The 13,909-nt window shown below is 60.2% G+C and carries 5 protein-coding genes; 3 read left to right on the forward strand and 2 right to left on the reverse strand.

Features of this window, described 5'->3' with window-relative positions; translation table 11 throughout:
- The first annotated feature begins 500 nt into the window (after positions 1–500).
- Positions 501–2,204: an NEL-type E3 ubiquitin ligase domain-containing protein gene (locus tag QRN33_RS15120; RefSeq protein WP_285409370.1), complete on the forward strand. Its 1,704-nt coding sequence runs from the start codon at positions 501–503 to the stop codon at positions 2,202–2,204.
- A gap of 51 nt (positions 2,205–2,255) precedes the next feature.
- Here the strand turns inward: QRN33_RS15120 and metH are convergent, their stop codons facing one another.
- Positions 2,256–5,966, reverse strand: coding sequence for a methionine synthase (metH, locus tag QRN33_RS15125; RefSeq protein ID WP_252876108.1), 3,711 nt, complete (start codon positions 5,964–5,966; stop codon positions 2,256–2,258).
- 155 nt (positions 5,967–6,121) lie between these two features.
- Here metH and QRN33_RS15130 point away from each other — a divergent pair, with 155 nt between their 5' ends.
- Complete coding sequence (locus QRN33_RS15130; RefSeq protein ID WP_285409232.1) at positions 6,122–8,416, forward strand: fatty acid cis/trans isomerase; 2,295 nt, start codon at positions 6,122–6,124, stop codon at positions 8,414–8,416.
- Between the two features lie 110 nt (positions 8,417–8,526).
- On the opposite strand, the gene QRN33_RS15135 is transcribed toward QRN33_RS15130, so the two are convergent.
- On the reverse strand, positions 8,527–12,984 hold the full coding sequence (locus tag QRN33_RS15135; protein ID WP_285409233.1) for an SET domain-containing protein: 4,458 nt from the start codon (positions 12,982–12,984) through the stop codon (positions 8,527–8,529).
- A 272-nt stretch (positions 12,985–13,256) separates the two neighbouring features.
- On the opposite strand from QRN33_RS15135, the gene nfuA reads away from it, so the two are divergent.
- On the forward strand, positions 13,257–13,841 hold the full coding sequence (nfuA, locus tag QRN33_RS15140) for a Fe-S biogenesis protein NfuA (protein WP_003225494.1): 585 nt from the start codon (positions 13,257–13,259) through the stop codon (positions 13,839–13,841).
- The last annotated feature ends 68 nt before the right edge of the window (positions 13,842–13,909 follow it).

Raw genomic sequence — 13,909 nt, forward strand, 5'->3', positions numbered from 1 at the left:
ACATGCGGGCGGCGCAGCGCCGGATTGAAATGTCCGTTGGTTTGCCGGAAGGTGCCTTGCAACGGTTCGACGCGCAAACGGCGTCATTGCCGGCGAATCCAAGCGCGACCCCGCCGGAAAGTGCGCTGGAGCGCGCCGGTCAGCTGTTAGCGCTTGCGCCCGTTGCTGCAACTGGCGCCAGTTCCGACATGAGTGCCCGTGTGCTGGAGATATTTCCCTCGCTGACCCTTGAACAAGCGCAAGCCAGCGTTGCCCGATTGCGCGTTGAAGGCCTGTCCCCGGAGCAAATAGCGGACAGGCTGACCCAGTGGCGAGCGAGTGACGAGACGCTGACGCGTGAGTTGAACGGCTGGATTTTCGGTGCGGCGCCAGGACCTGGTGAAAGCGTGTCATCGTCCACAAGGTTCTTCAACGCGACGAGGATCCGCAATTGCTGGCGGGACGGTCTGACAGGGCTTTCCGAGTCTGCCGGACCAACGCTGAGCCTTTCAGCGGGGGTCATGAGCGATCTGCCCGCGCTGTCAAACGTGTTTGCCCATGTGCGGACACTGGATCTGACAGGGGTCAAGTTTTCAGTCGATAGCTTCAACCTCTTTTGCCCGGCGTTCCCTGAGTTGACCACCCTGAAACTCAACGGCAATGCACTGGAGCGGCTGCCCGAAGCTGTCGGTCGTCTGACCCGCCTGGAACGTCTGGAGTTGAGCGGTAATCGGCTGGCCGTGGCACAAACCGTGTATCAGCACGCGGGTGGGTCGCAGTTGCGTTGGCTCGACCTCAGCCACAATCAGCTGGAGGAGTTCAGCGCCACCAACTTCCCCCGTCTGGAGACCCTCGATCTCAGCCAGAACGGGTTGGGATTCTGGCCTGATGACGTGCTCGATCTGGCGCATTTGCAACGCCTGGACCTGTCGGGGAACAACATCATGGTCTTTCCGGATCGCCTGTTGGACGGTAACCATCAAGCGCTGGTGGACGGCACCGACCTGTCCGAAAACCCGCTGTCGCTCAATGGCCTGCAGCAACTGCGCGAATACAGTGCGGCCAACGCAGACCGTGATGTCATGGGTTATTCCCAGGATTTTCTGCAGGGTGAAATTGCCGAACGCGAATTGGAGACCGATAGCGATTCGGATTCTGGCTCCGGTCAGGGATCGGATTCGGACTCCAGCTCCGACAGCGATGGCCCAAGTGGGGGTGGCGGTGCCAGGCCCGTTGATACCCGCGCCGTCGTGCAGGCAGCGGAGTTCATTGCCTATCCGGCGCGAGATACGGCAGCGCCAGCGATGGCCGCCTGGATGACGTACACCCATGCAGATGCGCAAGCCGCGCGGCAGGCGTTATGGCTGCAATTGGCTGATCAGGACAATCATGAGCCGTTCTTTCATTTGCTCTCGACCTTGCCCGATACCCTCGAATTCAGTTTATCAGGTGCCGATCTGACCCATCGGGTCTGGCAAGTCATCGAGGCGGCCACGGAAAATGCCCAACTGCGCGACCTGTTGTTTCTCAACGCCGAAACCCACGGCACCTGCCCTGATGGGCGAATCCTGTCGTTCAGCGAGCTGGAAACCCGCGTGTATGAATACATCGCCCTGCGCGATATTCCACGGCACCGTCCAGAACAGCGTGGCAGGGCCTTGCTTGATCTGAGTCGACGTCTGTTCCGCCTGGAAAGGGTTGACCGACTGGCCGAAGCTGCCGCCAGGTACAAGGACCGCGCGGAAGTCCGCCTGCAATACCGCATCGGCATGACTCGCGGCTGGCCGGACGGCCTGGAATTGCCGGCGCAACCAGAGCACATGCTGTACGCCACGCCGATTCGCGGGCAGCGGTTGATTGATGCGCGTGCAGCCGTTCTCGCCGATGAAGCGTCGGACAGGTTTCTGGAGGATCTGATCGGTCGCGATTACTGGATCCGCTATTTGCGCGAGCGCAACCCCGAGGTATTCGAGACACTCGAAAGCAACGCGAGCCGGCGTCAGGAGGAGGTCGAGGACCTCTACCCGGACAAAGACGATAGCGAGGCGACTCGTAACCGCTACCTGGAGGCGATGGCCGCACTGGAGATCGAACTGGCGGAAGCGCGCATTGAAAAGCTGAAAGAACTGTCTCGCGCGCAAATGCAGAGTCTGGCACTGGTGGGCGAAGGCACGGCACAACCTGATCCTTCTTCACCGCAGCCCGGCCCATCATGGCGCCCGTGAGCGGATGAATGATGAGGCCCGGGAGCAAGGTGCTGTCGGGCCTCATGCATCTTAGCTGTCGTAACCCAGATTCGGCGCCAGCCAGCGCTCGGTCACGCTCAGGTCCTGGCCTTTGCGCGCGGTGTAGCTCTGCACCTGGTCCTTGTCGATCTTGCCCACGGCAAAGTACTGCGCCTGCGGATGGGCGAAGTACCAGCCACTGACTGCAGCAGCGGGGAACATCGCGTAGTGCTCGGTGAGGAACACGCCGCTGCGCCCGGCACGCATTTCGGCCGCTTCCGGGTCCAGCAGGGTGAACAGCGCGGCTTTCTCGGTGTGATCCGGGCAGGCCGGGTAGCCGGGAGCGGGGCGGATGCCACGGTATTGCTCTTTGATCAGCGCATCGTTATCGAGGGTTTCGTCCTTGGCATAACCCCAGTGCTCTTTGCGCACTTGCTGGTGCAGCCATTCCGCGCAGGCCTCGGCCAAGCGGTCGGCGAGGGCCTTGACCATGATCGAGTTGTAGTCGTCGCCAGCGTCCTGATAGGCCTTGGCCACTTCTTCGGCGCCGATACCGGCGGTGGTGATGAAACCGCCGACGTAGTCGGTGACTTCGCTGTCTTTCGGCGCAACGAAGTCGGCGAGGCAGAAGTTCGGTTTGCCGTCGGTCTTGATGATCTGCTGACGCAGGTGATGCAGCCTGGCCAACGGCTTGCCGTTATCGTCGTACAGCTCGATATCGTCTTCGTTGACCTGATTGGCCGGCCAGAAACCGAATACCGCGCGGGCGCTGATCAGCTTTTCGTCGATCAGCTTGGTGAGCATTTCCCGGGCGTCCTTGTACAGCGCGGTGGCGGCTTCACCGACCACTTCGTCCTCGAGGATGCGCGGGAATTTGCCGGCCAGGTCCCAGGAGATGAAAAACGGTGTCCAGTCGATGTATTCGGCCAGCACCTTCAAATCGATATTGTCGAGCACCTTGCTGCCGGTGAAGGTCGGTTTCACGGGCTGATAACCGGCCCAGTCGAATTGCGGCTTCTTGGCGATCGCGGCGGCATAGCTCAGGCGTTCGGTGCGGGCGCTGCGATTGGACGTGCGCTCGCGCACGTCGATGTATTCCAGACGGGTTTTCTCGACGAAACCGGCTTTCAATTCCTTGGACAGCAACTGCGTCGCCACACCCACGGCGCGTGAGGCGTCGGTCACATAGACCACGGCATCGTTGCTGTACTTCGGCTCGATCTTCACCGCCGTGTGCGCCTTGGAGGTGGTCGCGCCACCGATCATCAGCGGCAGATGGAAATCCTGGCGCTGCATTTCGCGGGCAACGTGAACCATTTCATCCAGCGACGGGGTGATCAGGCCGGAGAGGCCGATGATGTCGCATTTCTGTTCCTTGGCGACCTGCAGGATCTTCTCGGCCGGGACCATCACGCCGAGGTCGACGATGTCATAGCCGTTGCAGCCAAGCACCACGCCAACGATGTTCTTGCCGATGTCGTGCACATCGCCTTTCACCGTGGCCATGAGGATCTTGCCCTTGGCTTCCGGTTTGTCGCCTTTTTCCAGTTCGATGAACGGAATCAAGTGCGCCACGGCCTGCTTCATGACGCGGGCGGATTTCACCACTTGCGGGAGGAACATTTTGCCGGCGCCGAACAGGTCGCCGACGATGTTCATGCCGGACATCAACGGGCCTTCGATCACCTCGATTGGCCGCGCAAACGACTGTCGGGACTCTTCGGTGTCTTCGACGATGTGCGTGGTGATGCCCTTGACCAGCGCGTGTTCCAGACGCTTGTTGACGTCCCAGTTACGCCACTCTTCGGTCTCGGCTTCCTTGACGCTGCCGTCGCCCTTGTACTTGTCGGCGATGGCGAGGAGAGCGTCGGTGCCGTCCGGGGTGCGGTTGAGGATCACATCTTCGACGGCGTCGCGCAGCTCCACCGGGATCTGATCGTAGATCTCCAGCTGACCGGCGTTGACGATGCCCATGGTCAGGCCGGCGCGGATCGCGTAGAGCAGGAACACCGAGTGAATCGCCTCACGCACCGGGTTGTTGCCACGAAACGAGAACGACACGTTGGACACACCGCCGGAGCTCAGCGCATACGGCAGCTCGTCGCGGATGTAGGCGCAGGCATTGATGAAGTCGACGGCGTAGTTGTTGTGCTCTTCGATGCCGGTGGCGACGGCGAAGATGTTCGGGTCGAAGATGATGTCTTCCGGCGGGAAGCCGACTTCATTGACCAGAATGTCGTAGGAGCGTTTGCAGATCTCTTTCTTGCGCGCTTCGGTGTCGGCCTGACCGGCTTCGTCGAAGGCCATCACCACCACCGCCGCGCCGTAGCGCTTGCACAGTCGGGCGTGATGGATGAACTGCTCGACGCCTTCTTTCATGCTGATCGAGTTGACGATGCCCTTGCCCTGAATGCACTTGAGGCCGGCTTCGATGACTTCCCATTTCGACGAGTCGATCATGATCGGCACACGCGAGATGTCCGGTTCGCCGGCGATCAGATTGAGGAAGGTGACCATGGCCTTCTTCGAATCGAGCATGCCCTCGTCCATGTTGATGTCGATGATCTGCGCGCCGGCCTCGACCTGCTGCAGAGCGACTTCGAGGGCTTCGGTGTAGTTGTCTTCACGAATCAGCCGGGCGAACTTTGCCGAACCGGTGATGTTGGTGCGCTCGCCGACGTTGACGAACAGCGAGCTGCGATCGATGGTGAACGGCTCGAGGCCCGAGAGGCGGCAGGCCTTGGGAATGTCCGGAATCTGTCGCGGTGCATAACCGGCCACGGCTTTGGCGATGGCTTCGATGTGCCCCGGCGTGGTGCCGCAGCAGCCGCCGACGATGTTGAGGAAACCGCTCTGGGCGAACTCTTCGATGACTTTCGCGGTTTGCGATGGCAGTTCGTCGTACTCGCCGAATTCATTCGGCAGGCCGGCGTTCGGGTGCGCGGAAACGTGGGTGCTGGCCTTGTTCGACAGCTCTTCCAGGTATGGGCGCAGTTCGCTGGCACCAAGGGCGCAGTTCAGCCCCACGGAAATCGGCTTGGCGTGGGCCACCGAGTTCCAGAACGCTTCGGTGGTCTGGCCGGACAGGGTGCGGCCGGAGGCATCGGTGATCGTGCCGGAAATCATGATCGGCAGTTCGATGTGCAGTTCTTCGAACACACCTTGCACGGCGAAGATCGCCGCTTTGGCGTTGAGGGTGTCGAAGATCGTCTCGATCAGGATCAGGTCGGCGCCGCCCTCGATCAGGCCCTTGGTGGCTTCGGTGTAGTTTTCCACCAGCTCATCGAAGGTGACGTTGCGGTAGCCGGGGTTGTTGACGTCGGGCGACAGCGAGCAGGTGCGGCTGGTCGGGCCGAGCACACCGGCGACGAAGCGCGGCCTGGCCGGATTTTCGGCGGTCTTGGCGTCGGCAATCTTGCGCGCCAGACGTGCGCCTTCTACGTTTAACTCGTACGCCAGCTCTTCCATGCCGTAATCGGCCATGGAAATGCGCGTGGCGTTGAAGGTGTTGGTTTCGAGAATGTCGGCGCCGGCGTCCAGATAGGCTTTTTCGATGCCGCCGATCACGTCCGGACGAGTGATCACCAGCAGGTCGTTGTTGCCCTTTACGTCACTCGGCCAATCAGCAAAGCGCTTGCCGCGATAATCCTGCTCTTCGAGCTTGTAGCTCTGGATCATCGTGCCCATCCCGCCGTCGAGAATCAGGATGCGCTCTTTGAGGGCTTGCTTGAGAGCTTGAAGGCGGACGCTGCGATCGGACATGTGGACTACTCGAAAAGACCATTACGAAGGAGCGGGATCATAGCAAACCTGTGCGCTTTTAGAGCACGTGCGGCTTTTGCATGAATATCGCTCATGTTGGTACGAGCGTCATAACGGTAGAATCGCAGCCTTTTTTTACCATCGGGATCAGCAGCATGCCGTACCGCGTCATCAGTTTATTGTTGCTGGTCCTGAGCGGGAGCGTCGCGGCGCAAGATCCCGCGATGCCGCCTTCGATTTCCTACAGCAGGGACATCCAACCGATCTTCACCGAGAAGTGCGTGGCCTGCCATGCCTGTTACGACTCGGCGTGCCAGCTCAATCTGGGCAGTGGCGAAGGCGCCGCCCGCGGCGCGAGCAAGATGCCGGTATATGACGGCGAACGCACCCAGGCCGCACCGACAACGCGACTGTTCTATGACGCCTTCGGCAAGCGCGCCTGGCAGCAGAAAGACTTCTATTCGGTGCTCGACGCCCAGGGCAGCCAGGCCGCGCTGATGGCGCGCATGCTCGAACTCGGCCACAAGACGCCACTGACGCCGAACGCCAGGCTGCCCGAGGACATCGTCCTGGGGCTCAACCGCAACAATCTCTGCGCGATGCCTGGCGAATTCGACGCTTATGCCGGGGCGCACCCGAAAGAAGGCATGCCGCTGGCCGTCACTGGCCTGACCGATCAGCAGTACCAGACCTTGCAGCGCTGGCTGGCGTCTGGCGCACCGATCGACGAGCAGAGCCTGGCGCCGAGCGCGAAAGAAGCGATGCAGATCGCCCAATGGGAAAACCTGCTTAACGCTCCCGGCGCGCGGCAAAGTCTGGTCGGCCGCTGGCTGTTCGAGCACTGGTACCTGGCGCACATCTATTTCAAGGATGGCGAGCCGGGGCATTATTTCCAGTGGGTGCGTTCGCGTACACCGAGCGGGCAGCCGATCGACCTGATCGCCACCCGCCGCCCCAACGACGACCCAGGCACGCGGGTGTATTACCGCTTGTGGCCGGTGCAGGGGGTGATCGTGCACAAGACGCACATCACCTACCCGCTGAGCGCGGCGAAAATGGCCCGGATCAAAAGCCTGTTCTACAACGGTAACTGGCAGGTCAACGCGCTGCCGGGCTACGGGCCACAGAGCCGCGCCAATCCGTTCGCCACGTTCGAAGCGATTCCAGCTCAGGCGCGCTATCAGTTCATGCTCGATAACGCCGAATACTTCGTCCGTACTTTCATTCGCGGGCCGGTGTGCCGCGGGCAGATCGCGACCGATGTGATCCGCGACAACTTCTGGGCGCTGTTCCAGGCGCCGGAACATGACCTCTATATCACCGACCCGAACTACCGCGGCCAGGCCACGCCGCTGCTGGCAATGCCGGGGCAGAACGACGACGTCGGCAGCGTGCTGAGCCTGTGGCGCGACTACCGCGACAAGCGCAACGAATACGAAGCCCTGCGCCGCGACAGCTACGCCGATCTGCCGGCGCCGAGCTGGTCGACGCTGTGGGCCGGCAACGACAACGCCCTGTTGAGCATCTTCCGCCACTTTGACAGCGCCTCGGTAACCAAGGGTTTGATCGGCGAGGTGCCGCAGACGATGTGGCTGTTCGACTATCCGCTGCTGGAGCGCACCTATTACCAGCTCGCGGTCAATTTCGACGTGTTCGGCAACGTCTCCCATCAAGCGCAGACCCGCCTGTATTTCGACCTGATCCGCAACGGTGCCGAGCAGAACTTCCTGCGCCTGATGCCCGCCGATGCTCGCGAGGACTACCTCAATGATTGGTACCAGGATGGCGGCCAGTTCAAGATGTGGCTCGATTATGAGGCGATCGACGACGACAAACCGACTGCGCTGAAACTCGACGAAAAAGATCCGAAACGTGATTTCGCCTTGCAGTTGCTGACGCGCTACGGCGATCTGAATGCGCGGCCGGATCCGATCAACCGCTGCGACGGTGCTTATTGCTCACGGCCAAATATCGATCCGGCGTTGCAGAACGCTGAGCAGGCCTTGAGCCGTCTGGCCTCGCGCCCGGCAGCCGGGCTGAAAGTCATCGATCAGTTGCCCGAAGCGACCATGCTGCGTGTTGAGACGGCCAGTGGCAAGCGCGAGGTCTACAGCCTGCTGCGCAACCGGGCGCACAGCAACGTGGCGTTTTTGCTCGGTGAGTCGCGACGCTATCAGCCAGGGCTCGACACCCTGACGATCTATCCCGGCGTACTCACCAGTTACCCGAACTTCATGTTCAATGTGCCGGCCGCGCAGGTTCCGGCGTTTGTCGATGCCATGGAAAACGCCCGGGACGCGAACCGGTTCGAGAAAATCGTCGAGCGCTGGGGCATTCGCCGCAGTCATCCGCAGTTCTGGGAGTATTTCCACGATTTGAGCCAGTACATCCACGAAACCGACCCGGTGGAAGAGGGTGTACTGGACATGAACCGCTACGAAAATCTTTGATCGGCCGTGGGCAGATGCTGTGTGAGCAGCGTTCATCTGTCTTCTGTCGGTGGTGCACGTATTCCTCTGTGCACCACCGAAGCGGCTGAAAACCTGATAAGCCGGGGCGGTCAAGGTTTCAGGTGTTTCCAGTAACTGGCGCCGTAATCGAGAAACAGCTCGCCACCCGCCGGGATTTTTTCCCACGCGACAAAGAACACCATGTACTTGCCGACGCAGATCGAACCGACGTTCTCCACGCCGATATTGGTCTGGCCGGGTACGTTGATGGCGTTGATCAGGCTCAGCACGTTGCTGTTGCCGTGCCCGCTCAGGGTGGCGTTCTTGGTTGCCGTTTCGTACAGATAGGTGCTGACTTTCTCTGTGGATTTTTCAAGTATTTCCGCGCGCAGGGATTTGCCGGTGCGGTGCAGTTTGCCGATGTAAGGACCCAGCACTTCATAAGGTTCGATATCGACCCTGGCGAACACCGATAAACCGCGCTCGGGACCTTCGGTCGGCCTCCTGATCTCGAAAAGTTGAGTCAGCCTCGCATGGTGCCGACCTTCGTCGGCGATCCACTCATGGATGTCCTCGGTGATGCGCCGGGTCATCTCCTTGAGTCTGGCGCCCTGGAAGTGCGCAAAGAGCCGGTTGGCCTCAGTGATCGCGATATGTTCGATATCGCCTTCCAGCTTGCGCGTCAGGCTTGTTCGCACATCCGTCGGATCCTGCAGAATGGGCGCGTTGTTGTTGATGTGGTGCCCGAGCGAAGGTGTCAGGTCCTGTGGCAGGGTGGCGGCAACGTCCAGTCGAGCACGCTTGGAAGGGCCTGCCGTGGGTGGCGAGGATGGCCCGTCGCTGTGCGCAGTCGAGGGTTCGGGTGAATGCCTGACAGCCGATTTTTTCGCGGTGCCCGGGGGCAGTGATTTACGCGCGAGCAAGACCTCCGAATCCGTCGCTGCGAGCCTTTGCAAGGTTTCCGCTACGGCACTTCTCAGTTGCCCGGCGTCGTTGACGAAGGTTGCCCAGAGCACGGGGTTCAAATTGTTTTCAGCGACAAACGCGTTCATCGTGCTGGCCGACCGTGTCACGTCGTAGCGCGCCCGCCATTGCTGAAGATGCTCTGGGGTCAGCGGGGTGAAGGCCTGGTGGTTTGCATAGGTTGCCAACACGGTGCCCGGCGCCCTGAAGCTGCCATCCATGTTGACATGGGCGAGGAAATCCTGAGGGTCCAGGTTGTGCTCGGCAGCGAATCCTTCGCGGGTCAGGCGGTTGCGACTGTCCTGCGACAGCGTCCGCCATTGCTCAAGATTGTCGAAGGAAATGGCCGTGCGAGCCGTGCCGGCCTGGTCCAGCAGTTGTTGGCCAAGGGGTTTCAACTGGCCCTGGGTGTGGACGAACTGCTGAAACGCCGCCCGATCCAGACCGTGCTTCTTCGCAAAAGCTTTTATGGCGATGTCCAGCATCACTTCGCTGAACTGCGACCACTTTTCCAGGTGCAAGGCTGTTACCGCGTTCGCCTGATCGGGCGCGCCACCAGCCACCCTGATTTCCTTTGTGTACCAATGCCCGGGTTTCACCGACGACAGGTTGATCGACAGGTCGCGGTTGGTTTTCGGGTTGACCAACACCACAGAAAAGCTGTTTTCCCCGGTCTGCGCTGTTTCTGCGATGAACCCGTAGGAGTTGTCCCTGATCTGGTAGACGGCAATGGTGCCGCGCTCGTCGATGTTGCAGATGAACTTCTGGTTATAGTCCGCACGAAAGAATATGCCGCGCGAGTCCGCTTTCAGCCCTTGAATCCAGTGCGGTTCTACCGCGTATCGACGTATCAGGGGGTTGCTGTTGCTGATCACCGTGACGGGTGGCCGGTAGCGCGGGCCGAACGCTTGATGGGAGACAGGGTCGATCAGGCGAAAGTCGGGCGCTGCGGCGGTGCCGACATTGCGCATGGGAATATCGGCGATGCCTTCCACGGTGCACAATTGGTCGCCGGCTCGATGGGGCACCCAGGTCGCAGGATCGACCGGACTGAGATGGCGCGCAGCAATGGTGCCGTCGCGCAGGTTTGCGATGCCCATCCGCACGTGCCGCAAGGTCACGCTGCTCAGTTTGCCGAGAGCAAAGCGACCCAGCCTGAGCAGGGCAATAACGCTCTCCAGAGGATTGAGCTCCCGCAGCGTAGAAACAAGCAACGTTCGTGTCAGGGTGGAGAGCCTTGGCAACGCGAGGCGCAGGCCGATTCTGCCAGCGCCGCTCAACAGACGGGTACAACCCGCAATGTACTTGCCGACGGGCAAGCCGAAAGACACCACATCGGTAAACAGGCCCAGGCCGCCAGACTCGATGCGTCGAGGATCACCCGATGTCAGGTCGTCGATGGACCCCCAGAACGGCACGAACATTTTTCCCCAGAAGGTCATGTCCTCGATAAAGTCCCGACCGATGTCCATGCTGCGCGTCGCTTTCCGGGTCTGTTCCAGTAACGCTGACTCATCCTTGAAGAACAGTTCTCTGGCGATCATCGCGGCCAGTTTTTCAGCTCGCGCCGACGTCAGGTTGTTCGCGGCAAAGGGCAGCGTCCGCGCCGCAACGTCCGGGGTTCGCTGTTCGATTGCAACAGCCTCGAACGTCTCGCCGAACTGTTCCACGATCAATACCGCTTGCTGGTTTTCCCTGGGTTTCGAGCCATCGCGGTAGGCTTCCCAGTCGAAGGGCAATTCAGTGCCTTTTCTGAAGGCGCCTCGGCTGGTCCGGCTGCTTGACCCGACCTTCTCGACGACAATCTCACCGCCCACTTGCAGCGACTTCATCTCTTTGCGCAGGCGCACAACGCCTGCGAACGGGAAAACTTCAATGTAACGTGGGTCGGTCGGGTAAGCAGGGTTGAGCGTGCGCAAAATAAACCCCGAGCGCGCACGAACGGCGTCGGTGTTCGTCCGGTTCTCATGCTCCACCTGGGTGTCATGCAATGGCAGCCTTAACGAGTAAACGACCACTTCGTCGCGCTCAAGATCGGTGCCGCACGCCGGCAGGTACTGGCTCAGCAATGTTCTGATGAGCGTCGCGTAGGCGGCTCGCGGAGTATCCAGCCAGTTGCGGAAGGCCTCGTCGAATGCCGCGTCGGTGTCGTAACGAAAGCGGCTCGGGGGCCTGGACGCGAGGTTTTGCATTGCACTGACCATGTCGCGTTCGTGCTGCTCGAGTGTCTGCACTGCCAGCTCGACTTCACTCAGCGAGTACGGCGCATGACGAATTCCCAGCAGTCCCGTTTCCACTGCCCAATCCAGCGCCGAACGCGCTTTGGCTGCCGTTACCAGCCGCTGCTGCTCAACATCGTCGGCATGCGCCTGATGATGCTCGGCTGGCAGGTTGAGCAGTTGCTCGAACGTCATATGCCGGGATGACCCGGGGGCGATGGTTTCGGCCAGAATAAAGCCGCTCTTGAAATTCGCCCAGGTGCTGGAAGTGCCGTAGGGAAGCTCCTCGGGAATGTCCTCGACCCAGGCTTCGCTGGCGATATTGCTTTTGAAAATCGCGACTGCCAGTAAGGCGGTGGTTTGGTTGACGCCAAGCGTTCGTTGGAAATGCTCGACCAGCGATTGCCGTATGCAAGCGTAGCGGCTGCCGGTTTCGATAAGGATCTGCAACTCGTTTCGATGATTACTGTGGGCGTCGGGTTTTACCGTCAACCAGAGCGCTCGCCACAACAGTCTTTTCAACACGCCAGGGGGGCACTGCTGGTTGTCGCCTGCACCGTACCAGTCCAGTTCGTTGGCAATGCGTTGAGCCAGTTGCAGGTTCTTTGCAGAACCCAGAGCGGTTTCCAGGAGAGCGACGGGGGTGGTGTTGGCCAACTTCTCCAGTTTGTCATTGAGTTTTTCCGGCAGCAGGTTTGCCAACAGCGAACGGGATGTTTTCACTTCAATCTGGCGAACAATGCGCATGATCGCTTGATCACCCGCAGCGCCCAACAGGTGCTCAATGTCACTGACGTGCCCGTCATGTCCAAGCAGCCACAGTGCGCGATGGTCAACCAGATTGTGCAGAAGGCGCTGCCAGTCGGCGCTGGTGGCGGGCCGCTGCGGCTGCAGCGAGTAGTAGGCAAGCACCAGATCGAGCCTGACCGAGCCGTCACTTTTGACGCCGTTGCCGACTTTACGGTGAATATCCAGCAAGACATCGACGTCGATAGACCAGTAGACCGGGACCTCTCTGAGAATCACTGAGTGACCGGCTATGCTGAAAACTTCCGGGGGGGAGGGCGCTGGCGTCTTGGCGGAGCTCAAGTGGAACGATACAAGGTCGTATAGGAAGTCATTGCCTAGAGGCGATTTATCGACGCCGACCGGCGTTGAAATATGCCTGATAAAGTCTTCATCCTCTTCCAGCTTGTTCAAAACCCTAAATGCTTCCCGGCATTCGTGCCCCAGCTCAGAACTGGCAGGAGGGTGATAGTAAAGGTCGCGTGGGTCACTGTTGAAATGCTCACCAACGAGGGTGTGCAGGTAGCTGATCAGGTGGTTGAGATCCTGCAGTCTGCGCGGCGGCGTTCGGCTATAGAACCCTGATAACGATGTATTCATTGAGCGCCTTTGAAATAAGTGCAATGGAACTTGCAAGTAAACGAAGGCGGTGAATATATCGGCCGAAAAAATCCCCGAGGCATACATATATATGTCTTGTGCCTGTTTCAGTATCCATTTGTTTACGTGGCCGCCCGCGCGCGCAAGCGGGCCTGACGATGCCACGAGGCGCTGGGCGGAACGACGAATCCGGCGTTTTCCGACAAAAATACTAGGACTTTGTCAGCCGCGTCATTTGGCGTAAACTGCGCCCAAGCCTGCGAGGAGTTTTTATGACCGCTATTACCATTACCGACGCCGCCCATGATTATCTGGCCGATCTGCTCTCCAAGCAGAACACCCCGGGCATCGGCATCCGCGTTTTCATCACCCAGCCTGGCACTCAGTACGCCGAAACCTGCATTGCGTACTGCAAGCCGGGCGAAGAGAAGCCTGAAGATACGGCGCTGGGGCTGAAAAGCTTCACCGCGTACATCGATTCCTTCAGCGAAGCGTTTCTTGACGACGCGGTCGTCGATTACGCGACCGACCGCATGGGCGGCCAGCTGACTATCAAGGCGCCGAACGCCAAAGTACCGATGGTCAACGCCGACAGCCCGGTCAACGAGCGCATCAACTATTACCTGCAAACCGAGATCAACCCGGGGCTGGCCAGCCACGGCGGTCAGGTCAGCCTGATCGATGTGGTCGAGGACGGCATCGCCGTGTTGCAGTTCGGTGGCGGCTGCCAGGGCTGCGGCCAGGCTGACGTGACCCTGAAAGAGGGCATCGAGCGCACCTTGCTCGAGCGCATTCCGGAACTCAAGGGCGTACGTGACGTGACCGACCATACGCAGAAAGAAAACGCCTACTACTAAGGCGTTCGCTGTGTACCGAAACGGCACTGTGGCGAGGGAGCTTGCTCCCGCTTGACTGCGTAGCAGTC

The sequence above is a fragment of the Pseudomonas sp. FR229a genome (genome assembly GCF_030209115.1).
Taxonomy (GTDB): Bacteria; Pseudomonadota; Gammaproteobacteria; order Pseudomonadales; family Pseudomonadaceae; genus Aquipseudomonas; species Aquipseudomonas moraviensis_A.